Here is a 23590-nt window from a genome sequence, read left to right on the forward strand (position 1 = left end):
CTGCAGAAATTTCTGTTTCTGCCTCCAGTATCGATTACATGCAGTTTTACAACATCCTCCTATAGTACCGTTACACGATCTCTTTAACAGACGTATCTGTTCTGTCTCTCCTGGTCTATTTTGCTTTCAGTTCTTCCAAGATTTCCTGATACTGCTCCACCAGTTCCTTTGCCGCCTCTTCTGGCGTAATGTCCTTGTAGACGACCTCCTGAATCAGATCTTTTCGGATCACTTCCAGCTCTGTATTACCGCTGATCATATTATTGGTATAGGAATCCGGCTCTGATATCTCGACGCCTTTCTTCTGAATTTCACTCACTACGCCCGCGGCAATCAAAATATCATCAGACTGCCTGGTTGGGCAGTAACCGACATCGGTCTTACAGAGAGCAATCGATTCCGGATCATTCATCAGGAAATCCAGGAATTTAGCCGCCTCTTCTTTGTTTGACGAGTTATCGTTGATTGCAAAGCCTCTGTCTCCGCTGTAGGCGACGCCGCTGCATTTTGCATCACTGGTAACAGGCATTGAAATTACATCCAGAGGACTCTCGATGGAAGCAATATACTTAGGCGCGCTTCCGGTATAGTCAACGATCATTCCGATCTTCCCGTTAATCCATTTGTTGTTCTGGTCGGCCTGTCCCGCAAAGGTTGCCGCTTCCCCAAACGGTTCCAGCGTATTGGTCTCATATAATTCCACTACATTTTGAAACGCTTCCGCAGCTTCCGCTTCCGTAAAATTCATGGTATAAGTTGCTTCGTCGATCAGCGGTTTCCCTGTTTTCTGTGCCAGATAAGGCTGTACAAACAACCGGTTCAGCATGTCAGCATCTGCGGTCATCAGATAGGCATCCTCATCCCGCTCATGAACCGATTTCCCTAATTCCTTTATTTCATCCCATGTGTAGTTCTTGCTTAAATCGATTCCATAGGTCTTAGAAAAATCTGTATTTACATAGGTAACGGAGCCTCCTACCGTACAGGGGAACATGTTAGGCTCTCCGTTGTAAGTACCCGCAATCTCCAGAAGGCGGTCCTTCAGCGTACTCAAATCCACAGGCAGCGTCGATAAATCCGCCAGATAGTGTTTCGCCCCCTGAATATCCGGCAGCCATTCCTTACTAAGCTGTATGATATCCGGCGCTGTATTGCTGGAGAGTGTCGTCATGATTTTTTCATAGTACCCGTCGTATCCCTGATATTCCGCCTCCACGCTCACATTGGGATTCTTTTTTTCATAGGCCTCGATCACCGCCAGGAGCGCCTGATGCCTGCTGTCACTCCCCCACCAGGAAAAGCGAAGTGTCACGGGTTCTTTGCTGGCTTCTGTGGTTCCAGCTGCCGTACTGTCATTGGCGCCTGCTGCCGCGGTACTGCTTTCCGCCGCCGTCGTGTCTGTCTTCTTATCTCCTGCTCCCGATCCGCATCCCATCAAGGACACCGCCGCCATGGAAGCGGCCATCACCAGTGCAGCGCGTTTCATTAACTGTTTCTTCATAATAATATTTCCTCCTTCATCGTTTTCCCTTTACCTGTATTCTATCACAAATCCATTTTTCCAAGCCCCTTCTCAGATTGCAGGTGCCTATCATAAGATTCTATCTTCATATTATAAGCCTATCATTTTATTACTTCACAGGAAAACTCGTCCTGTGAAATAATAACGTGCTTATCCCTTGATGCCTCCGGCTGTGATTCCTTCCACAAAGTATTTCTGTGCGAAGAAATACAGCAGCACCGGCGGAATCAGCGACAGAAAAGACATGGCCAGTATCTGGTTCCACGGTGTAGATGCGCCCTGGCTGTCGATCGACATCTTTAAGGCCAGCGACAGCGTATAGTTCTTCACGCTGCTGATATACACCAGATTGTTGAAGTAGTCGTTCCATCTCCAGAGCGTCTGAAAAATAATAACGGAGAAAATGGAGGGCTTCATCAGCGGCGCCAGAATTCTCACATATACCATCAGCGGATTGCAGCCGTCCATATAGGCCGATTCGTCCAGCTCTCTCGGGATTCCCCTCAAAAACTGTATCTGCATAAAAATCAGGAACGGATAGCATGCCAGGACCGCCGGAACCCAGAACGGCAGGTAGGTGTCAACCCAGCCAAACTTATTGAACACCACGTACCGCGGGATCATGATAACCGCGTCCGGCAGCATCAGTGTGGAGATCATCAGCATGAACAGCAGCTTCTTCATCGGAAACTTAAATCGCGCAAAGCCGTATGCAACAATTCCGGTAGAAATGGCGGTCAGTGCAACCGTCGGAATAACAAGCTTAAATGTATTTAAATAGAATGTCAAATAGGAAAATTGTCCGCTTCCCTTCCAGCCTTCTCTGTATGCCGAAAAAGAGAAGTGCTCCGGAAGCAGGGTCATCTTTCCAAACAGCTCCTTATTGTCCTTAAATGTGGCGAAAAACAGCCAGAACAGCGGATAAATCATAGCTGCGCCCACGACAATCAGGATCACGTAGGCGATCAGATTATTCTTTTTACTTCTCATCAGTCCATTCCTCCATCGTTATAGAATACCCACGCGCTTGACGAGCGGAATACCAGGAGCGTAATCAAAAGGATTGCCACAAACATCACCCAGGAGGATGCGGAAGCATATCCCATTTTCAAATTCTGGAAGGCGTCCTCGTATATCTTGACTCCCATCAGGTACGTTCCGTGGTTCGGTCCGCCGTTGGTGATAATGAAGGCGGAGGTGAATTCCTGCAGCGCATGTATGATCTGCATGATCAGGTTAAAGAACACGACGGGTGTCAGCATCGGAAATGTAATATTCCAGAACTGGACCCATTTGTTCGCCCCGTCCACCGAAGCCGCCTCATAAAGCTCTGTCGGAACGTTCTTAAGCCCTGCGAGAAACAGCACCATGGATGAGCCGAACTGCCAGATCACCAGAAGGCTGATGGTTACGAGCGCGATGTCCGGATCTCCCAGCCAGTCGACAGCCGGAATATGTACGGCGCCCAGCATCTTGTTTAACATGCCTTCCTTCATAAACATGAATCTCCAGAGTATGGAGATGGCCACGCTTCCCCCCATGATTGACGGCAGATAGTAAACCGTCCGGAACAGGTTGATCCCCTTCAGGCGCATATTTAAGATCATCGCTACGATGAGCGCCATGACGAGTTTCATCGGCACCGACATCAGTGCGTACTTAAAGGTCAGAAAGAACGACTTCAGGAAGTACTTATCTTTCGTAAACAGCCTGATGTAATTGTCAAATCCGACCCATTTTCCTTCCGATAATATGGAGAAATTCGTAAACGAGTAATACAGTGACATGATTAACGGGTAAGCCTGTAAAATAAGGAATCCCAGAAGCCATGGCAGAATGAAGAGCAGCCCCCATCTCCAGTTCTTCGGATACTTTCTCACGGCAGTGCCCCCTGCGGTTTTTGGTTTCAGTGACGACATGATACTTTCCTCCTTTGCTGATTTCCGGTTGTCATTCGCAGCCTGCCGCAAGCCTTTGCTGCCGGGTCTGGCTCCATCGGTTTACGCTCCGGTTCCTGTGACTTTGCAGGGCATTAGCAGTTCTTAACGCGCAGAATTTTTCGTTCAGGGGAAATGACCACTTGTCTGAGCGAAGCGAGTTTGGGCATTTTCCCTGGTTTTTAGAAAAATACTGCACGTTTAGAACTGCTTATGCCCGAAACCGGAACTGGAACCGGAGCGTAAACCGGAGGAGCCAGACCCGGCAGCGAAGGCTTGCGGCAGGCTGCGAATGGCAACAGTTTCCATTCCCTTCGGAACATAACTCATGGACTGTATTCTATCATGCCCGCTTATTTTTGTGCCCCTGTGCCGATTGTGAACGCCTATCATTTCAATCTATCATTATTTTATCCGCCTATCTCTATTTTAGGGAAAATTGATTTCATGGTTATACCTTTGACTGTGGCAACTTTCCCATGATATACTGGAATCACTTAATTCTGGGGGAGGAAATACCATGTATGAACTACTGATCGTAGATGACGAGGCCAGTTCCCGCGATATCCTCGCGTCCTGTTTTCCGTGGGACGAGCAGGGCTTTCACGTATGCGGGCAGAAAGACAGCGGCCAGGAAGCGCTGGACTATCTAAAGGATCATTCCGTCCACGTAATCCTGACCGACATCAGCATGCCCGGCATGGACGGGATCGAGCTGGCAAAGAGTGTTTCGGAGCTGGAAGGTGCCCGGCCTATGGTCGTCTTTTTAAGCGCCTACGATAACTTTAAATACGCACAGAACGCGATCCGGTACGGCGTCCGGTATTACGTTTTAAAACCGACTAATTTTTCAGAGCTGAAGGAGATCTTCGGAACCATCCGACATGAGCTGGATGCCAAATATAATGTAAGCTCTGACGATACCCAGGACTACTCCACCGATGAAATCATCCAGAAGGTCTTAAGCTACTTAAGTCAGAATTACAGGGAGGGCTCCCTGTCCTCACTGGCCGAATCCCTGTATTTAAACCCCTCTTATTTAAGCCAGCTGATCAAACAGAAGACCTCCAAAACCTTTTCCGATCTGCTGGGCGAGGCGCGGATGAAGCAGGCCGCTTTGTTCCTCAAGGATCCTGACACCAAGATCTACAACATCAGCAACATGATCGGCTATGTGAATCCCAACAACTTCGCACGGGCCTTCAAGGCCTACTGGGGCGTCACCCCGACCGAGTACAGAAGCCATGAAAAATAAATCAATCCTTGAAGGTCTGGAACGGAAATACCATTCCACCACAATCCGTTTTTTCATCAGAAGCCTGCTGGTCAACAGTCTTCTGATGCTGATCCCTCTTCTGCTCATCGGCCTGTACAGCATATTCCGGACAACGAATGAGAGTACCAGTGAGGCCGAAAAGAAGGCCTCGGTAATCTTAAACCAGGCCGATGACATTCTGGAGACCTTTTATACCCACGTGGACAACGCATACCTGTTCTTCGCGTCCAATCCCAGGGTGACGCTGCAGTTAAAGAACGCGTTTGATGAGAAATCGCTGACGCTGGATTCCATCAAGTCCGTCGAGAACATTTCGCTGAACTTTCAGAACCTGATTTACACCGACGGCTATTTGAGGAATATCTATGTCTATTATAAAAATGACTACAGCCGGATCTTCGTGCCCTTAAGTTCAAAGCTCATCTCCTTTCCTCCTGACAAGGAAAAGGACGTCTTAAACTCCTACGGTCACGCAGGCGAAGAGGACGTCTGGATGGAGTTTTCCGATGATCCGCTGCTGTATACAGAATACCGGACTCCCAGCCTGTTGGTCTACCGGAAACTGTACCGCCGAACCACCGATATCCAGAACGGACTGGTCATCTTCAGCTTCAGCGCGGACAAGCTGAAGAGTGAGCTGTCCGGCCTGCTGGAATTTCCGGATCAGAAGCTCTTTCTGATGGATGCCTCCAGCCGCCTGGTCTGGCCTTCAACAGAGGAATTTCCGGAAGACGACCTTCTGGATCTTGCGGCGCAGATGGCCTCCCTTCCGGCCACCTCCCCTGCGGACGCCGTCAACCTGGACTATAAATCGTATACTGCTACGTACCTGCCGTCACCGAGATCCTACGGATTTTCGTATCTTCTGCTGACCCCCAGGAATGAAATCTACCGGACGACCATCAGTCTGACCAGCATGTACATCATCATCACGCTGGCGGCGATCGCGGTAGCCTGCATGATCGCATTTTTCAAGACACGGCACGATTACAAATACCTCGATAAGATTATCAGCGTATTCAGCACACCGGATACCGCAGTCAATCAGATCCGTCAGCCAAAGAAAGGCAGCTCCAGCCCATTTGAATACATCTTGTTCAACGTAATCCGCCTCTTCATCGAGCAGGACTACTTAAAAATGCAGGATTCCGAAAAAGCAGCCAAGCTCCAGCTCTCCAAAATGCAGGCGCTTCAGCACCAGATCAATCCCCACTTCCTGCATAATACGTTAAACAATATTTACTGGGAATCCGTCAAACTGACCGGCTCGGAGAACCGGTGCAGCCAGATGATATCGTATCTTTCCGCGATCATGCGCTACTCGCTCAGTGATCCCCAGGATAACGTAAAGATCCAGGAGGAGATCAACTATTTAAAGAAATACCTTGAAATTATGAAGCTCCGCTACACCGACCGCTTCGATGTCAAGTTTTCCCTCGCGCCGGACTGCTCTATCTACCCGGTCAAAAAAATGATTCTGCAGCCCCTCGTCGAGAACGCGATCTACCATGGAATTAAAGAAAAGAAGGAAAAGGGTCTGATCTCCATCTCCATTCACAGAAAAAAGGACCGTATCTACTTCACCATTTATGACACAGGAAGGGGCATTCCGGCCGATCAGCTGGCTTCGATCAGAGCAGGCCTAAAAGAGACCAGCCGAAACTCCAATCAGCATATCGGACTGGCGAACACCAATTCCCGTCTGGTCTTATCCTACGGTGAAGGCTCCGTTCTGCATATGAACAGCCGCTGTGGAAAGTTTACCGTAATCTGGTTTTCCATACCGGTACCTGACGAAACATAAAAGAAGAAGGCATGCCGCGGTTACCCACACATGCCTTCTCCTCTATTCCTGAACCTCTTATCCGGCCTCCATCCGCCTGCTACTGAATGGACACCCGTTTAATCTCACTCCTGGACTTAAAAAGCCCTGCCAGCCGTATCACATCGTAATTCACCGGAAGCTTCAGCTGCATGGTCATCACGCAGGAGGACGCCTCTTCTGCCAGCTGTATATTGTCAGATTTGCACGACTCGTTCCGCAGCGTCTGTTCGATGAACCGCAGGATGTCCTCTCCCGGATTCTCACGAAATTCGATCTCCAGCTCTTTGTCTTCCTCGTATCTTCCTGTGAAATACCCTTTTCTTCCGAGAAACAGCTCCACAATCATCACGATCATCGTCGAGACGGCTCCCAGCACATACATTCCTGCGCCCATGGCCATACCGACGCCCACCGTCGCCCAGATTCCGGCTGATGTTGTGATGCCGTTTACATTATTATTTCTAAAAATGATGATTCCCGAACCGATGAAGCCCACCGCCGTCACAATACCCGCGGCCACACGGGATGGGTCGAGCTTAACATAGTCTCCCAGCACGTCGTTAAAACCGTACTTGGAGATGATCATCATCGCGGCCGCAGCGACCGCGATAATCACATGGGTTCTCGTTCCCGCCGTCTTCTTCCTGCTCTGTCTTTCATAACCAATTAGTCCGCCGCATAACGCGGCGGACACCAGCCTCAGCACATAGATAAGCTGTTCCATGACAAATTCGTTCAAATTATCACCTCTGTCCGGATCGTCCTGTATGGCGGATTGTCTTCTACTTCACCCATACGCCGGCCGCGTCCAGCGTATATCCATCCGGAGTCACCGTATTCTTCATCATCGCCCCATCGGCGCCCAGGTAAAACCATTGGCCGTCGGACTCCACCCAGGTACTGGAAGCCATAGCGCCGCCGGACTTGAAGTAATACCACGCGTCGTTAGAATAATGGCGCCAGCCCGTAGCCATGGTCCCGTCGGAATCGAACCAGTAATCAGCACCGTTTATCGTCATCCACTCATTGGCGGCGCGGTTTCCGTCGTTCTTTACAAAGTACCACTTTGCCCCCTCCTGCTGCCACTTTGCAGTCTGGGAGCCTCCGCTCTTCAGCGCAAAACCGTAGTCCAGCAGAGCCGAGGTATCCGTATACTGTGTAGACTTGCTCTTCATGATAACCGCGATCAGACGCACACCGTCCCGCTCCGCACATGTCACCAGCGTGTTGCCCGCCAGTGAAGTATATCCGGTCTTTCCTCCGATAACGCCCTGGTAGTATCTGGCGTCATTGGGATACAGCATCTTGTGGCCCAGGGATATCGTGCGGGCCGCCGCCTTCTGCGTCGCCGGAATCTGGTAGCTTAAGGTCGATGCGATCTTGCTTACCGTACCATTCTGAAATGCCGCCCGTGCGATCAGCGCCATATCATGAGGCGTCGTATAGTGGTTGGAATTGTTGAGGCCGTTCGGATTGACAAAATTCGTGTTCGTACAGCCCAGCTCCTTCGCCCTGGCATTCATCATGTCCGCAAACTTGCTGATACTCCCCGCCGTATGCTCGGCCAGACCGTTGGCCACCTCGTTGGCAGATTTTAAAAGGAGACCGTAGAGACTCTGACGCACCGTCAGCTTGTCCCCTTCCACCAGTCCCAGTGTAACGGCGCCGGACTCCAGATTCGTAACCGCCGTCTTGGAAAATGTAACCGTATCGTCGAGACTGCACTTTTCCGCTACCAGAAGAGCTGTCATCAGCTTCGTGATGCTGGCCGGGTAAAACTTCGTCTCTGCCTCCTTCGAATAAAGCAGGTTTCCCGTGGCCGCATCCATGAGCACCGCGCCCTGAGCCTGGATCTCCGGCTGTTTTAATGTGTTCACCACACTGCCGCCGGTCCCGCTTCCCTGGGTGGCCCCTGGGCCTGCGGAAGTACCCGGCCCTGTCGAGGTTCCCGATCCAGTGGAAGTTCCCGTTCCTGTCGAGGTTCCTGTTCCCGTCGAATTCCCTGTTCCCGTCGAATTCCCTGTTCCCGTCGAAGCTCCCGGGCCGCTCTGGGTATTATCCCCGCCCGGTCCTGCTGTCTCCGGCCCTGAAATTCCGTTATCCGATCCGCCGCTTATGGGCGGGACGATCGGAATATCACCGAAGGCCGGTACGGAAGCCAGAAGGCTTAAGCTGATTGCAATGCTCCATATTCTGTTAAAGCGTTTTACCATGTCTGTTTCTCCCCGTGTCATCCTGTATTCTGTATTATGTACAATAACCTTTATCCTGTATCGGCACACAGCACGGTCCGCTGTCCCGCCTTAGACCGGACAACTGCCAGGTAAAATCTTATATGCCGATTTTTATCTGTAGTATTTCCTTGTTTCAATCCACGCTCGATAATTTCACAGAGTGCGACTACATCTTATAGATGCGCGGCTTGACTTCATGTCAGCGAGGGATACCGATTTTTCTCTGCCCGCCACTGCCGTTAAGCTTGTTTTTGGCGTTTCATCCCTCCACCTGTAGAGGTGGGGGAATTCTCGCTTGTTTCCTTAAACAGTATAGCACAAAATTGCACGGATACGGATTAAAATTTTCTTACAATAAGAGCGCACGCCCGGCGGAGGCCGGAACCGGATAATCCGGTCCCTGTCTGCGCCAGGCGTGCTCATTTAATGCCTTATCTTTTTTTACTTTCTGCCTTATGGGCATTCTTCCACATGGCCCAAATCACGCTGGCCACACAAATGGAAGAAAAGCAGCCGCTCACAAGTCCGAATAACAGAGGCAGGGAGAATTCAAAAATGGACTGGATCCCAAAATGCCACGATGCAATCACCAGGATCAGTACGCTGATACACGTCGTCAGCGAGGTGTGCAGCGACCGTCCAAGACTCTGTGATACGCTGGTATCCACCAGCTCGTCGATATTTTTACACTTATGAAGATTCATGTTCTCTCTGATCCGGTCATAGATGACGATCGTATCGTTGATGGAGTAACCGATGATGGTCAGCACCACTGCCACAAACGCGTCATTCAGCGGAATCGCAAAGATCAGGAACGCGCACAGCACGATCAGCACATCGTGGATCAGCGCGATCACCGCAGATACTCCCGCAGAAAGGCCCGAAAGGATGGAAAACCGGATCCAAACATACACCGTTATCAGCACCGCGGCCAGAACCATGGCGATCACGGCGTTGTGGAGCGTCTTCTGCCCCATATACGGCTGAACCGCATACGTCTCCGACAGGGTCGCCGTAAAGCCATCCTGATAGCCGTTTAAGATCTGCGTCACGTATTCCTGGCTCTCCGGGCTGATGCCTTCCTGCCCTGCAAAGGTCAAAACCATAAACTGTTTTCCAAGGCCATCCTCTTTTGTCAGGCGGACATTTACATTTCTTCCGGTCTCGCCGGATACCTTGGCAGCAACGGCGTCGGAATTCACATCGGCCGCACCCTCTATCTCATACTTTAACGTCGTTCCGCCCGTAAACTGGGTGTCCAGGCTCACTCCGTTCTTCATAAATCCCAGCACGCCGGCCAGGAGCATACAGATGGAGATGGCAAACCATATGTATTTCCGTTTCATGATCGGATAAATCTTCTGGTTCTTCTTCACCTTATACCACTTCAAATCGTGGAATCTGCCTTCCCGTATGATGGAAAGAAGCACAGTCCTGGAGAACCAAACGCCCACCACCAGGTTGATGATCAGGCCCACGAGCAGCGTATAGCCGAAGCTCAGCATGGTGCCTGAACCGAAGAACATCAGGATTATCGCCACGATAGCGCTCGTCAAGTTTCCATCCAGCACGGAAGAGAATGCCCTCTTGTATCCTCGTTTGACCGCCTCGGTCAGCGAAACGCCGTTTCCAAGCTCCTCACCGATACGCTCGCTGATGATAATGTTGGCATCCACCGCCATACCTATGGTCAGTATGATACCGGCGATACCGGGCAGTGTCAGCGTATACTGCGGGATCGAGATCGCCAGCAGCTGTATGGAGGTCTGAAGAATCAGGCCAAAGCATGCCACCATTCCCGGCAGGCGGTACATGGCGATCATGAAAATACAGATACAGAAGAACGCTACCACACCTGAAAATACCATGATATTCAAGGCATTAGAGCCCAGGCTCGGGCTGATGGTGCTGAAGTTCTTCGTCTCCATGGCGTACGGCAGGGCACCCGCATTGATCTTGTCCGATAAGCTCTTTGCGGACGCATACGACTCCATGCCGTTGATCACGGCGTTGCCGCCCGTAATCTTGTCCTGAACCACCGGATTGGAGATCAGCTCCTCATCCATGTAGATTCCCATGGGTTGGCCTACCAGTTTACCGGTGGCATCGGCAAATTTGTCCGCGCCGTCCTTTGTAAACTGCAGCTCCACCTCATATTTTTTAATTCCGGTCTGGTCCGAATACTCTACGGGCCGGCTGGTGGAGATGTCCCTTCCCTCCAGCATTACAGTGCCGCTCTCATCCCGGAAGGTCAAATTGGCCATGTCGCCCAGTTCCGCGATGGCAGCCTCCGGCTTAAAATCCTTTTCGTCGGATTTCCACGGAAAACGGACGATTACATAACCCTTTTCATTATCCGTTGTCACCTCGCGGTCCGTGATATTCTTATCATCCAGTCTCGTCTCGATTATATTCCTGGCCGCTTCGATCTCATTCGGCGCGGGATTCCGGTCTAAGCCCACTGGCTCGAATACGGCCTCAACGCCGCCCCGGATATCGATTCCAAATCTCATGTCCCCCGCGCCCTTAATGTCTTTTCCAAGGCCGAAGCATGCGGTATAAACCGCAAGGATGACGATTACCGTCAGGATTCCAAGTGTTTTCTTTCCTGGTTTCATAGTGCTCTCCTTTTCGTCTCATCGTAGTCTTCTTATCGACATTCATTATAGACTGTTATGAGAGAAAATGGTGCTAAGAAACCATTAAGATTTTCCCCGGTCCCTCCACCAGCGCTCTTCTTCCAGTTCCTTCCGGATCTCCTGTATGAATAAAAGCAGCACAACGATGGATATGGACCCCATGATCCCCATCAGAATCTTCACTGACACATCACCTCTTTACAATTTCATAATATTTTTTAGAAGTAACCCCATAGATCACCCCGTAAAAGACAGCAAACAGCAGTACCGCCCCGGCCGTGGACACGGCAAACAGCCCGACATTCCGCAGATTCATCAGTGCCAGCAGCCTTGCGATCATCGGAAATGCGAAACAGATATGGACAGCGGCCGTAACCAGAGGCAGAAAGAACATGGTGAGCACCTGGGAACGGATGGCGCTCTTGATCTCGCGGGCCGACAGCCCCACATTCTGCATGATTTCAAACCGCTTCTTATCCTCGTAGCCCTCGGAAATCTGCTTGTAATAGATAATCAGCACCGTCGCCATCACGAACAGCGTTCCCAGAAACAGTCCCACGAAGAACAGCCCTCCGTACAGGGAGAAAAAGGACCCCCGCTCCATGGCTGCGGATTCGAGGCGGCAGGTCAAGCCCAGACCATTTAACCGTTCCTCCAGATCTTTGTACAGTCTGGCAGAACCCTCTTTACCGTCTCCGGCGTCGAAGGCCACATAGTAAATGGGTCTGGATTTCGCCTCCCCATAGGCCTCGGCCTGCTTTTTCTCCATCTCCTCCAGCTGGGAAAAATTCGGCAGGACGATATGAAGGCTTCCCACGGACCCCATGGCGTCCATACCGTCCTCTACAGTCTGGCCTTTTAAGCCGGCGACATCGTACCGTCTTCCGAAGATGGAAAATGTATCCCGGTCGTAACGCATCCCATCCGCAAGCACCATCACCTGGTCATCACGCAGGCTGACTTTTTGCCCTGAAATCCGGTTATAATCCTCCAGAGTCATGAAGAAGAGATAGTCCAGGCTGTTGTAGTCCGCCAGATTCTCCTCCCTTACCTCGTAGCCGTCTCCCGTATCCACCGCGGCAAAGCTGACATAGCGGTAGCTGACAAGCCCTTTTGCGGTCTCCCCCGCATCCTTTAAGGCACTCTCCACAATCCCGTCGGTCTTCGCGGCCGTGTCGTCGGAATAATCGTACACCGTCACCACATAATCCCGTTTAAAACGGTTTCTCATCACATCGTCCAGTCCCACATAGAGGGAAACCGTGGAAGAAAGCATAACTAAAACCGCTGTGGACAGAAGGCAGATCACAGACAGACCGGCCGCATTCTGTTTCATCCGGTATATCATACCTGAGACGGAGATGAAGTGGCGCGTCTGATAATAATAGCCTTTATTCTTCTTCAGCAGCTTCAGCAGCGTAACACTTCCCGCGGTAAACAAGAGGCCGGTACCGGCAATCACGAACAGTACCGCGATGAAGAAGGCAAAAATGATCATCGCTGTCCGCTCCGTCGAGACAGCAATCCAGTACCCCGCTGCCAGAGAAATGACACCCAACACAGCCAGAAGCCACGGCGCCTTCGGCTCCCGCTCCCCCGCCTGCTTTCCCGCCAGCATTTCCACCGGCCTCGCCTTTACGACCTGCCATATATTATAGAAGAGAATCACCAGAAATATGACGCCAAAGAGCTTCACACACGCAAAAGCCGCCTCCGGGACAAAACTGAAATCCCAGGAAATATCCAGTTTCATCAGGCGGTACAGCAGCAGCGCAAAGACCCGGTACAGCAGAAAACCGAGCAGAATCCCGGACACCAGGCTCACCGCCGCCGTAAGCAGCGTCTCGATCGCCATGATCCGGGCCAGATGCTTTTTCCCCATGCCCAGGACCTGAAACAACCCGAATTCCTGCTTTCTCCGTTTCACCAGAAAGCTGTTGGTGTAAATGAGAAACATTACGGAGAACACGGCCATGACCACGCAGCCAAGCATCAGAATAAATGCCATGGAGCCGCCTCCCCGCATACGGGCAAAGCCCGGATTTCCCGTCAGGGAAGAGATAATATAATACATCATCACGGAGCCGATGCAGGTCAGAAGATACGGAACCGTGACGGCTGAATTTTTCTTTAAATTCTGAATGGCCAGCCTTGTGTAAAACAGGTTATTCATCGCGGCCACCTCCCGCCTCTAAGACGGCCAGAGTATCGGAAATCCGCTGATACATCTTCTCCTCCGTCATTTCGCCGCGGTAGAGCTGATGGAACACCTCCCCATCCTTGATAAACAGCACCCGTTTTGCATGGCTGGCCGCCTTGACGCTGTGGGTTACCATCAGGATTGTCTGCCCCTCCCGGTTGATTCCTCCGAACAGATCGAGAAGCTGGTCGGAAGCCCGGGAATCCAGCGCGCCCGTAGGCTCATCCGCCAGAATGATCGCCGGGTCCATCACCAGGGCCCTGGCAACCGCCGCCCTCTGCTTCTGGCCGCCCGAGACCTCATACGGAAATTTCTTCATAAGCTCCTTAATACCCAGTTTTCCCACGATGGGGTCTGCCTTCTGTTTCATTTCCCCGTAGTTCTTCTTTGCCAGAACCATGGGCAGATAGATATTGTCCTCCAGAGAAAACGTATCCAGCAGATTAAAATCCTGAAACACGAAGCCTAAGTGGTCTCTGCGGAACGCGGCCAGCTCTCCCTCCGGAATCGTTTTCATATCTCTTCCGTTTAAGAGGACGGCGCCTCCGGTAGGTTTGTCAAGAGCGGCTAAAATGTTTAATAGTGTGGTTTTCCCCGATCCTGACTCTCCCATGATCGCGACGTATTCTTCCTTTTCCACCGTAAAACTGACTCCGTTCAGTGCATTTATCTGATTTCCTCCGAAACGGGTGGTATAGACCTTTTTTAATTGATTCACTTCAAGCAATGGCATAATGCTGCCTCCTTTCCTATGACAGCAGTATATCAGACGGGAAAGAGCGGCCGCCATCGATGAGGCTTACATTTTTCTGCGTATCCTTACAAAAATGTAAGGGAAGCTTAAAGACTGGGACCGCATTCCGGTGGTATACTGAAATCACAAACAGATCGTTATCCATGCAGCAGAAGGAGGTATTTCCATGTACAGCAGTTTTGAACAGCGCGCACGCCAGAGGGGCGTCTACACCATTCAGGAATTTGAAAACACCCATGGACGCCCTGGCAAATCCCGCACGCCCATATCCGGATATAACCCCAAAAAAGCCATGAAACAGGCGGAAAAAGCGTATTTGGAATCCATGGGAATCTATAAGAAATCCCTGTTTCAAAGGATTAAGGGGCTATTTATTTCATAGGCCAGTTTCAGAAGCCTCTCTATTCCGGTATAAATTTCGTCATATCCAGGAGCAGCTTCACTTTCGTCCCCACTCCTGGTTCCGATTCGATCACCATCTCGTGCGCCAGACGGGTCATGACCTTTTTGCACAGATAGAGGCCGATTCCCGTCGATCCCTGACCCGCTCGGCCGTTACAGCCCGTATACCCGTTCTCGAACACCCTGGGGATGTCCTCCGGGGTGATTCCTCTTCCCGTGTCTTCAATCACCAGCGTCCGTATGACTTCCCCCGCCTTACGTCTTGCCGAGCTCCGTTCGGAGGGACTTTCCGTCTCCTGATAGACCGAGATTCTGCCGCTCTCCGTGTACTTTAACGCATTGGACAGAAGCTGTTCTATGACGAACAGAAGCCATTTTTCATCGGTCCGCACCAGACAGGCTGCGGGTCTGTAATCGAGTGCGATCTTTTTCCGGATAAATACCGGAGCATACTTGTGAATGGCTTTTTTGACGATAGTGTCCAGCGAGCATTCCCGGATGACCAGATCGGCGGAAGGGCTGTCCGCCCGCAGGTACTGAAGCACCATTTCCACATACTGTTCGATCTTAAAAAGCTCATTGGACAGCTGGCTGTGGTCCGTTTCTCCGCCAGGGTGTGTTTGAAGAATCAGGTTCATGGCCGCGATGGGGGTCTTTACCTGGTGAACCCACATGGTATAATAGTCCTTCATCTCCGTCCGCTTCTCCTCTTCCTCCCGAAGCAGCCGGTCCCTCTCCTCATAGGAAGAGGCGAGAAGCCTCCGGTACAGAAGCTCCAGCTGATCGGAGGTCTCCTCAAAGGGTTCCGCATAGCCCGTCTTCTGGGCCGCCATTCGCTCTAAGTCCCCGCATTTTTTGCAGTAACGGGAAAAGCTTCGGACGGACAGAAGGAGCCCCGGCACCGCTCCCAGAATCCAGGCGTAGAGTACAGCCTCCACGGGAAGGCGGTACAGCCAGAATACGGCCGCACACAGGATTCCACCGCAGACGCCCGCCGTAATTACCGTACGGTTTCTTTTTAAATAGAGGCCTGTCAGAGACAGCAGCTTCCTTCCCTTCATTTTACCATGTACCCCATGCCTTTCTTCGTGACAATGAAATCCTCAAGGCCAACGCCGTCCAGTTTCTTCCGGAGCCGGTTCACATTGACGGTCAGCGTATTGTCGTCCACATAGCTGTCCGTCTCCCACAGCCTCGTCATCACCTCTTCCCTGGAGACGGTACGCCCCGCCTGTTCCATGAGAAGCTTTAGAATCCGGAATTCATTCTTGGTCAGTTCCACTTTCGTCTCCTGATGAGTCAGAGTGGCGTCATTGATGTTTAAGACTGCTCCGCCGTGTTCGATCAGGTGGTGATCCCCTGCAAAATCATACGTCCGCCTGAGCATAGCCTGGACCTTGGCCGTCATCACATTCAGATCGAAGGGCTTTGCTATAAAATCATCGCCTCCCATGGAAACCGCCATAATAATATTCATGTTGTCGGACGCCGAGGACAGAAAGATCACGGGCACATTGGAAAGCTTTCGAATCTCTCCGCACCAGTAACAGCCATTAAAGTATGGCAGCAGGATGTCCATCAGGACGAGATGCGGTTCGAAGGCCGCAAATTCGGCCAGCACATGCTTCAAATCCTTCACACAGGCCGCCTCATAGCCCCACTCCCGCAGGTGATTCTGCACGGTTCTGCCGATTACCTCATCATCCTCGACAATCAGTATCTTATACATTGGCCGCCTCCTCATTTACTTTCGTTCCCTATTCTACCAGCCAAATCTTAATTTTTTCTTTAAATATTTCAGAAGCTTTGCTAAGGAACTGTTCTGTTTTAAAACCGTATGGATTTTTAATGAAAATGTAAAGAAGTCCGGAACCGGAAGTGGTATACTGAAACTAAGAAGAAAGGGGGTTTTGACCATGATTACCATATTTAACCGCAAAGAGCTGTACTCCGGTTTTTCCATGATGGAATGCTCCCGTATCGGACGGATTCTGAAAAAGAATAAGATTCCTTATATCATAAAGGAATGCGATTTGAATCCGATCAGACCGGGATTCATTTCCACATCCGCCCCCATGATACAGACAAAGCCCATAAGAGAATACTATTTATACGTAGATAAAAAAGATCACGGGGAAGCCAGCTTTCTGCTCACCTGTGAAGAGGGCTGCGTCTAACCTCCCCATCCCCGGAACGTACTGCATGAATCACGCAGTGCCTGATAACGCCTTTCATACAAAAGGCCGGGAAACCAAAGTATGCTTCTTTGGTTTCCCGGCCCTCTCTCTGCCCCCCGGCAGCGGTCTTTTGCCTCGTCATTCCAGCTGTTCGCGGTACTCCTTCTGCATCTCTTCCAGACGGTCCAGCGCCGTATTTAAAATATAGGCGTGGTCGAAAGCCAGCGCTTCCGTGTCATTCACATCAATCGCAGGCAGCAGTTCCGCATGTGTATCCTTCTTCCACATGAGTCCCATGTGGGTATATCCTTCCGTAATCCGGTATCCGATGAAAATATGGCGTTCCTCGTTCTCCACAGTCAGGGCGTATGTCGCACCATCTGCCAGATCCGACAACTTCTTTTTCTTAACCTGAAACCACACGGCTTCCTTCGCATCGTCTCCTGCGACCGGATTCAGTTCGTCCTTCGGCACAACCGCCATATACGATACAGAGATAATCCGCGTCCGCGGGTCACGTTTTACACTGCCCCATGTATAGAGCTGTTCCATGCAGACACCGGTAATCCCGGTCTCCTCCTCCAGTTCTCTGGCCGCGGCTTCCTCCAGCGATTCGTCCATATTCACGAATCCGCCCGGCATAGCCCACTGGCCGATACACGGATGGTTCCGTCTGCGGATCAGCAGAAGCTCCGGGTCCTCATCCTCTGCCTCCGGATCGACTGCAAAAATCAGCATATCCACAGTCACCGACGGCCGCTCATAATTTCCGGGCCTGTACTGTGCTAAGAACTCTTTCTCGGTCAGCCCATCTTCATTCTTCAGTTCCATAGGAATTCCTCCTCCCCGGTCCCAGCGGCCCGGCTTTAAAAAATAACAGAATTAAGCGCTCCCAAAACGCCCACACTGGCCAGTCCCATAATGACTCCGGCAAGAAGTACGCCTCCCATAACTGCGAGGATACTGGATTTGAAGTCGATGTCGAGAAGGCTGGCTGCCAGCGTACCGGTCCACGCGCCCGTACCTGGAAGCGGAATTCCTACGAACAGCAGCAGAGCGACAAACAGCCCTTTGCCTGCCTTCGCCTGCAGCTTCTCGCCGCCGTGCTTTCCTTTTTCCAGACACCATGTGAAAAATCCGCCGATCACGGGCTTGTCCGCTCCCCATTCTAAAACCTTTCTGGCAAATAAATAGATGATCGGAACCGGGAGCATGTTTCCGATAATGGCGATGATATACGACTCTAAAAGAGGCAGGCCCATCACCTGGGAATAAGGAATGGCGCCGCGAAGCTCAATGAGCGGTACCATGGAAATAAAAAAAACCATTATATAACTTTGTAACATCCTGATATTCCTTTCCTATAAAAAGTCTGCCATTATACTATACACAAAGATCGGGATCCTTACAACCTTTTTAGAAAAAGATAATAAATTTATGCGGAAAATTAATACGGGAAACCGCTGATTCAGCAGTTCCCCGTAGAGACGTATTTCAGATTTACCGCTTATTTGTACCCCAGTCCCGGCAGGATATTTTTCGGATAATCCAAGAACAGCATATCCGCCTTGTCGTCCAAATAGTGGCGGTTCGGATGGATAATCACCAGCCACCGCCCGGTAAAATATTTCACATAGTTTCCGAATACCTCGGAATCCAGCGTCGTTCCGAGAAGTAGAAGGACCTCTGCCTTCGATATCTCATTGGAGGTCTTCGTCATCAGGCGGCTGTCCACCATCTCACCGAACAGCGATACCTGCGGGCGGATCGGGATATCGCACTTGTCGCAGAGAAGTATCTTTTTCGCATCCCGTACCTGCTCCATGGTGTATTCCCTGCCGCAGTGCGGGCATTTATTCTCATAGATCGTCCCGTGAAGATTCACCACGTTTTTACAGCCGGCCCTCTGAGCCTTTGCATAAATGTTGCTGGTAATAAGACACTGCAGCTTCCCGGCCCGTTCCATCGCTGCCAGTGACGGACCGGAATCCGTGTCCTCCGGCGGATTCTCCAGCATCTCTTTCTTATAAAATTCAAAGAAAAACTCGGGCCGTGTATTATAGAAGGCGCTGGAAAAGATCTCTTCCGCAGAATATCCGTACTTCGTCTCGATATCATATGCTTTATCGGGATTCTTTACCCCTTTAAAGCCGCCCTCCTCCATCATGCCGGAGCCGCAGATGGCCACCGTGTACCTGCTCTCATCAAGAATTTCCCTCAGTTTTGTAATCTTACCTTCCATAATAAAACCCTCCCTTCAAAGCTTCTTGTACTGCTCTGTTTTATGATAATATTATACTATGAAATAACAGTATTTTCCATGTTATATTCTATTTATTTTCTCTTTTTTCTTCTCACGCTTTATTCGTGCGGCAAATTCCTGTTTTCTATACAATTGCACAGTGTATTCGATCCCTGAAAATGCAAAATGCCGATTCCATGGACTAATTTGATCTTATCCTTGGAAATCGGCATTTTGCATCGGCACATTTGACCTCTTACATCGGTTTTCTCTTCGTATTCGGTCCCATACCTTCCCGGCGTGAATTATGGGTCTGATTCTGGTTTTCCGTCTTTACCTTCTCGGTAATGCTGTTGAAGGTCTCGTTCGATTTCTTCTGCGCCAGTTTTTCCTGCTGGTCCTTGTCCATTTTTATCACCTCACGGATAGTATGAGCCGGACAGGAGCATTGTACTCATGACCGCAGAAATGGGAGCTTAAACTTTCGTAATAAAAATCTTAACATTTCGTTAACCCCCTTGTACTCTCCAAACTGGTGTGATATAATCCACGGAAGTTGGTAATATATATCAATAGTATCAGAATCTGACAACTCACACCTAACAACAGAAGGGGTTGATCTTATATGAAAAATCTGCTTCACAAGTACAGGCACGCATGGGTTTTATGCTACGCTTTCATCTACATTCCCTGGTTCGTTTATTTAGAGAAGACGGTGACGAGCAATTATCACATCATGCACGTCGGGCTCGATGATTATATTCCGTTCAACGAATACTTCATAATTCCTTACATGCTCTGGTTCGCCTATGTGGCGGGCGCAGTCCTTTATCTGTTCTTTACAAATGTTAAAGATTATTACAAGCTTTGTACCATGCTGTTCACCGGAATGACCATCAGCCTTCTGGTATGCACCATATTTCCGAACGGTACGGACTTCCGGCCGGTCATTAACCCGGATAAGAATATCTGCTCCGCCATCGTAGCGTGGCTCTATTCCACTGACACGTGCACCAATGTATTTCCAAGCATTCACGTATATAATTCCGTCTGCGTCCATATCGCAGTCAGCCACAGTGAACGGCTTAAGAAGTATCGGTCCGTACAGATTGGTTCCTTTGTCTTAATGGTTTCCATCTGTCTGGCTACGGTTTTCTTAAAACAGCACTCCGCGTTCGACGGACTGGGAGCGGTCATGATGGCATACGTCATGTTCCAGTTTATCTACACGGACGGTTACGTCACCAGCAGAAAGAAAGTCACGCAGAAAGCTATCAGTTAATACGAAACGGTCACCCGGCGCCAGCCGTTCGGGCCGCCATAACAATCAAGAGCCTCCCGTCGATCCGATCGGCTGGAGGCTCTTTTTCACTTTATATTTCTGCAAATCAGTTGAAACCGAAGAATTTCTGTGTAATCTTGTATCCTGCAATGGAAAACTTACGGCCGCTCTTGCCCGGAAGGTTCGTTCCCTGTCCCAGGAATCCCCATCTCAGCCGGAGATACAGCGTGAGATTCAGCTTGCGCAGATACTGCCACAGCTCCTTCTTCTTCGCCATGTTCTCCTCTGTCCCGGACTTGATCGCCAGTATGGAAGAAACCGTCATCATAATCTCGAGATAGCGCACCATGTAGCGGCGGAGCTTGCGTTTCTTCAGCTTCGTCACGTCGCAGTAGCCAAGCATCAGCTTCGTCACGCGGATCTGCTGGTCGATTCGGCCGATCATGACCTCCTCGTTCACCGACTGGTCTTCTCTTCCGATAAAATACCGGTAAAAATTCACATTTAAGTAGTACATGGTCTTTACATGAGGAAGAGGCTGGTATACGAAAATATTATCCACATAGAATGTATGTTTTGGAAGCTCTAATCCGCATTCACGCAGAAGTTCCGTGCGGTAAATGACGGAATGCATCAGAATATACTGGCCCAGCATGAAGACCTTCACATCATCCCAGGTAAATAACTCGTTCTGCGGAAGCGCCGTCCGGTAGTTCATAACCTTTTTTCGCTTTGCGCCCTGTTTCTCATAGACAAAGTTGCTGATCAACATGTCCAGAGTCTCCTCGCCGCATACAAACCGGCGAAGGGTCGAGAGTATCTCCTGATAGGCCGCCTCATCCACCCAGTCATCACTGTCCACAACTTTATAATAAATGCCCTCGGCATTGCGAAGCCCTGTATTAACTGCCTCACCGTGTCCGCCATTTTCCTGATGGATGGCCCGGCAGATACCCGGATACTTTCTTTCGTATTCATCTGCTATCTCCGCCGTACGGTCCTTCGTGGAGCCGTCGTCGACAATCAGAATCTCCACCTCGTCGCCTCCCGGCAGAAGCGATTCGATGCAGTGCCTCATATAGGCCTCTGAATTATAGCATGGAATTGCAATGGATAATAACTTCACACTTCTTCCTCCTTTATATTCGTCTTACGTTCTATTCTGATCAAACAAAAAACCGAGAGAACAACTGCCAGCGCAAGAGCGGTATAAAACGCATACACTGACCTTTTCTCCGCCAGAATCCCAAGTCCTGTATTCACAATAACAATCGATGTAACATTTGCTGCAGCATGAAATACCCAGGGAGCGGCCAGCGTCTGAAAACGCTCATAAAGCCATGCCATGACCAGCCCCAGAAGAAATGCATAGACTCCCTGAAGCAGATTGCCATGGTAAAGCCCAAACAGTACGGCCGATATCAGGGCGGCCGGACAGAACGCCATCCGGTCTCTTAACGGAGCGAACATCAGCCCCCGGAATATCATCTCCTCTGCCGCAGGTATCACCAGCCCTGGCCCGAGTATCTGAATCAGAAACGGAGGGGAGTAAAGTGCTTCCCCGACCTCTTTGAAACCGGGAGACCACTCCGGCAGCGGTGTTAAACTAATCATATTATTGACAGATAAACATATTCCAATTCCCAAAAGGATAAGGATGGGAAGGCAGCTCCGAAACCGAAATGGTATGGGCGGCATCACGCCCCGTCTGGCCTGATCGAACTGGTAAGGCCAGTAATAGAGTACCGGAAACGTAACCGCGGCACCCAGCAGAGTGCACATCAGAGCCTGTAACGGCAGAGTCAGCGCGATGACACCCGTCACCAGACTATAAAACACAAGCGGAAGTATCAGGTACAGAACCACCATCAATCTCTAACCTCTCTTTACCTATATTAATATGAACATTATATCATTTCTTAGCAATATATCCAGCCCCAATTTTCTAAATTATTCCTTATCATTTCCTGATTTTTATGTCCGGTTCCCACCGCAGCGCCGGTATGACAAGGGCCGGCGGGCGCTGTAAACAGTGACGGCAGCCCGGCACACAATCCTGTGAAAATAAGAACTGGTTGCTTTTTCTTTGTCCAGATAATATAATATCCTTATACTTTTTTGATTAAATTACATCGAACTGAGAGGTAACTGATATGGCAAAGAAACGTATTGTTATGGCATTGGGTCACAATGCCCTGGGAACAAATCTTCCGGAACAGAAAGAAGCGGTGACTGAAACGGCGAAAGTAATCGCGGATTTTATCCAGGCCGGATGGCAGGTTGCTTTAACGCACAGCAACGCTCCGCAGGTCGGAATGATTCACACGGCTATGAATGAATTCGGAAAACAGCATGACGGTTATACCTCTGCTCCCATGTCCGTCTGCTCAGCCATGAGCCAGGGATATATCGGATATGATTTACAGAATGGAATCCGCGCAGAACTGGTAAAACGCGGTATCTATAAACCAGTAGCCACCATCCTCACCCAGATGATGGTAGATCCATACGACGACTCCTTCTACACACCCATGAAGCCGGTCGGCCGCTTCATGACGGCCGGGGAGGCAAAGGAAGAGGAAGAAAAGGGAAATTACGTGGAAGAGATTCCCGGAAAGGGATTCCGCAGAGTGATCGCGTCACCAAAGCCGGTTTCTATCGTGGAGATCGACGTGATCAAGGCTGTCATGGATGCGGATCAGATCGTCATCGCCTGCGGCGGCGGCGGAATTCCGGTTATGGAACAGGGCTATAACTTAAAGGGCGCCAGCGCGGTCATTGAAAAAGACAGGGCGGCGGGACTTTTAGCCAAGGAGATCGACGCCGATGTCCTTATGATCTTGACCAGTGTCGACAACGTCACCATTAATTACGGCACGCCGGATGAGCGTCCGATCTCACACATGAGCATCGAAGAGGCTGAGAGCTATATCAATGAAGGGCAGTTTGAATTTGCCTCCATGCTGCCGAAGATTGAAGCGTCCGTGGACTTCGTCACACACGGCAAGGGCCGCAGCGCCATCATCACCTCTCTTTCCAAGGCGAAGGCGAGTCTGGCAGGCAAGGCCGGTACGACAATCGAGTAAAAGAAAACCCGTTA

At 50.3% G+C, this 23590-nt stretch carries 23 protein-coding genes; 6 read left to right on the plus strand and 17 right to left on the minus strand.

Annotated features, from left to right (window positions below):
* Positions 1-115: 115 nt before the first annotated feature.
* From H8S75_RS11210 to H8S75_RS11220, 3 genes are all read right to left on the minus strand, one after another.
* Positions 116-1501, minus strand: a complete 1386-nt coding sequence (locus tag H8S75_RS11210) for an ABC transporter substrate-binding protein (protein WP_187021616.1) — start codon at positions 1499-1501, stop codon at positions 116-118.
* Between the two features lie 171 nt (positions 1502-1672).
* Complete coding sequence (locus H8S75_RS11215) at positions 1673-2512, minus strand: carbohydrate ABC transporter permease (RefSeq protein ID WP_002600522.1); 840 nt, start codon at positions 2510-2512, stop codon at positions 1673-1675.
* Entirely contained in the window at positions 2512-3441 is a 930-nt protein-coding gene (locus tag H8S75_RS11220) for a carbohydrate ABC transporter permease (protein WP_002600523.1), read from the minus strand. The genes H8S75_RS11215 and H8S75_RS11220 overlap by 1 nt, the downstream gene beginning before the upstream one ends.
* A 538-nt stretch (positions 3442-3979) precedes the next feature.
* Between H8S75_RS11220 and H8S75_RS11225 the strand changes: the two genes are divergently transcribed.
* Positions 3980-4714, plus strand: coding sequence for a response regulator transcription factor (locus H8S75_RS11225; RefSeq protein ID WP_002600524.1), 735 nt, complete (start codon positions 3980-3982; stop codon positions 4712-4714).
* On the plus strand, positions 4704-6539 hold the full coding sequence (locus H8S75_RS11230) for a sensor histidine kinase (protein ID WP_187021617.1): 1836 nt from the start codon (positions 4704-4706) through the stop codon (positions 6537-6539). Before H8S75_RS11225 ends, H8S75_RS11230 begins: the two co-directional genes overlap by 11 nt.
* 79 nt (positions 6540-6618) lie before the next feature.
* Here the strand turns inward: H8S75_RS11230 and H8S75_RS11235 are convergent, their stop codons facing one another.
* From H8S75_RS11235 to H8S75_RS11255, 6 genes are all read right to left on the minus strand, one after another.
* Positions 6619-7299 carry an MgtC/SapB family protein gene (locus H8S75_RS11235; protein WP_187021619.1) on the minus strand — a complete coding sequence of 227 codons (681 nt, stop codon included), beginning with the start codon at positions 7297-7299 and terminating at the stop codon, positions 6619-6621.
* 43 nt (positions 7300-7342) lie between these two features.
* Positions 7343-8773 (minus strand): serine hydrolase, encoded by a 1431-nt coding sequence (locus H8S75_RS11240; protein WP_187021621.1) that lies wholly within the window; start codon positions 8771-8773, stop codon positions 7343-7345.
* A gap of 452 nt (positions 8774-9225) precedes the next feature.
* Positions 9226-11412 (minus strand): protein translocase subunit SecF, encoded by a 2187-nt coding sequence (gene secF, locus H8S75_RS11245; RefSeq protein ID WP_187021623.1) that lies wholly within the window; start codon positions 11410-11412, stop codon positions 9226-9228.
* An 84-nt stretch (positions 11413-11496) separates the two neighbouring features.
* Entirely contained in the window at positions 11497-11622 is a 126-nt protein-coding gene (locus H8S75_RS33080; RefSeq protein WP_270467472.1) for a hypothetical protein, read from the minus strand.
* Between the two features lies 1 nt (position 11623).
* A complete protein-coding gene (locus H8S75_RS11250) occupies positions 11624-13606 on the minus strand; it encodes an FtsX-like permease family protein (RefSeq protein WP_187021624.1) in 1983 nt (660 codons plus the stop codon).
* Entirely contained in the window at positions 13599-14366 is a 768-nt protein-coding gene (locus tag H8S75_RS11255) for an ABC transporter ATP-binding protein (protein WP_025530799.1), read from the minus strand. The genes H8S75_RS11250 and H8S75_RS11255 overlap by 8 nt, the downstream gene beginning before the upstream one ends.
* A 187-nt stretch (positions 14367-14553) precedes the next feature.
* Here H8S75_RS11255 and H8S75_RS11260 point away from each other — a divergent pair, with 187 nt between their 5' ends.
* Positions 14554-14769: a hypothetical protein gene (locus H8S75_RS11260; protein WP_187021626.1), complete on the plus strand. Its 216-nt coding sequence runs from the start codon at positions 14554-14556 to the stop codon at positions 14767-14769.
* Between the two features lie 19 nt (positions 14770-14788).
* Here the strand turns inward: H8S75_RS11260 and H8S75_RS11265 are convergent, their stop codons facing one another.
* Together H8S75_RS11265 and H8S75_RS11270 are read right to left on the minus strand one after the other, a co-directional pair.
* A complete protein-coding gene (locus H8S75_RS11265; RefSeq protein WP_187021628.1) occupies positions 14789-15850 on the minus strand; it encodes a sensor histidine kinase in 1062 nt (353 codons plus the stop codon).
* Positions 15847-16518: a response regulator transcription factor gene (locus H8S75_RS11270; protein ID WP_117630108.1), complete on the minus strand. Its 672-nt coding sequence runs from the start codon at positions 16516-16518 to the stop codon at positions 15847-15849. The genes H8S75_RS11265 and H8S75_RS11270 overlap by 4 nt, the downstream gene beginning before the upstream one ends.
* 187 nt (positions 16519-16705) lie before the next feature.
* Here H8S75_RS11270 and H8S75_RS11275 point away from each other — a divergent pair, with 187 nt between their 5' ends.
* A complete protein-coding gene (locus H8S75_RS11275) occupies positions 16706-16966 on the plus strand; it encodes a hypothetical protein (protein ID WP_187021629.1) in 261 nt (86 codons plus the stop codon).
* A 138-nt stretch (positions 16967-17104) separates the two neighbouring features.
* On the opposite strand, the gene H8S75_RS11280 is transcribed toward H8S75_RS11275, so the two are convergent.
* The 4 genes from H8S75_RS11280 to H8S75_RS11295 form a co-directional block, all read right to left on the minus strand.
* A complete protein-coding gene (locus H8S75_RS11280) occupies positions 17105-17797 on the minus strand; it encodes an NUDIX domain-containing protein (protein WP_002600535.1) in 693 nt (230 codons plus the stop codon).
* Between the two features lie 35 nt (positions 17798-17832).
* Entirely contained in the window at positions 17833-18312 is a 480-nt protein-coding gene (locus H8S75_RS11285) for a COG2426 family protein (protein WP_110326895.1), read from the minus strand.
* 161 nt (positions 18313-18473) lie between these two features.
* Positions 18474-19208, minus strand: a complete 735-nt coding sequence (locus H8S75_RS11290) for an SIR2 family NAD-dependent protein deacylase (protein ID WP_187021631.1) — start codon at positions 19206-19208, stop codon at positions 18474-18476.
* A gap of 256 nt (positions 19209-19464) precedes the next feature.
* The gene (locus H8S75_RS11295) at positions 19465-19617 is read right to left on the minus strand and encodes a hypothetical protein (RefSeq protein WP_002600538.1); all 153 of its coding nucleotides are present in this window, start codon (positions 19615-19617) and stop codon (positions 19465-19467) included.
* A gap of 216 nt (positions 19618-19833) precedes the next feature.
* On the opposite strand from H8S75_RS11295, the gene H8S75_RS11300 reads away from it, so the two are divergent.
* Entirely contained in the window at positions 19834-20490 is a 657-nt protein-coding gene (locus H8S75_RS11300; protein ID WP_002600539.1) for a phosphatase PAP2 family protein, read from the plus strand.
* A 106-nt stretch (positions 20491-20596) separates the two neighbouring features.
* Here the strand turns inward: H8S75_RS11300 and H8S75_RS11305 are convergent, their stop codons facing one another.
* Entirely contained in the window at positions 20597-21616 is a 1020-nt protein-coding gene (locus H8S75_RS11305) for a glycosyltransferase family 2 protein (protein WP_002600540.1), read from the minus strand.
* Positions 21613-22359 carry a CPBP family intramembrane glutamic endopeptidase gene (locus H8S75_RS11310; RefSeq protein ID WP_187021918.1) on the minus strand — a complete coding sequence of 249 codons (747 nt, stop codon included), beginning with the start codon at positions 22357-22359 and terminating at the stop codon, positions 21613-21615. Before H8S75_RS11310 ends, H8S75_RS11305 begins: the two co-directional genes overlap by 4 nt.
* A gap of 284 nt (positions 22360-22643) precedes the next feature.
* On the opposite strand from H8S75_RS11310, the gene arcC reads away from it, so the two are divergent.
* Entirely contained in the window at positions 22644-23576 is a 933-nt protein-coding gene (gene arcC / locus H8S75_RS11315) for a carbamate kinase (protein WP_002600542.1), read from the plus strand.
* Positions 23577-23590 lie beyond the last annotated feature (14 nt).

This window comes from Hungatella hominis (genome assembly GCF_014288005.1).
In the GTDB taxonomy this organism is placed as follows: Bacteria; Bacillota; Clostridia; order Lachnospirales; family Lachnospiraceae; genus Hungatella; species Hungatella effluvii.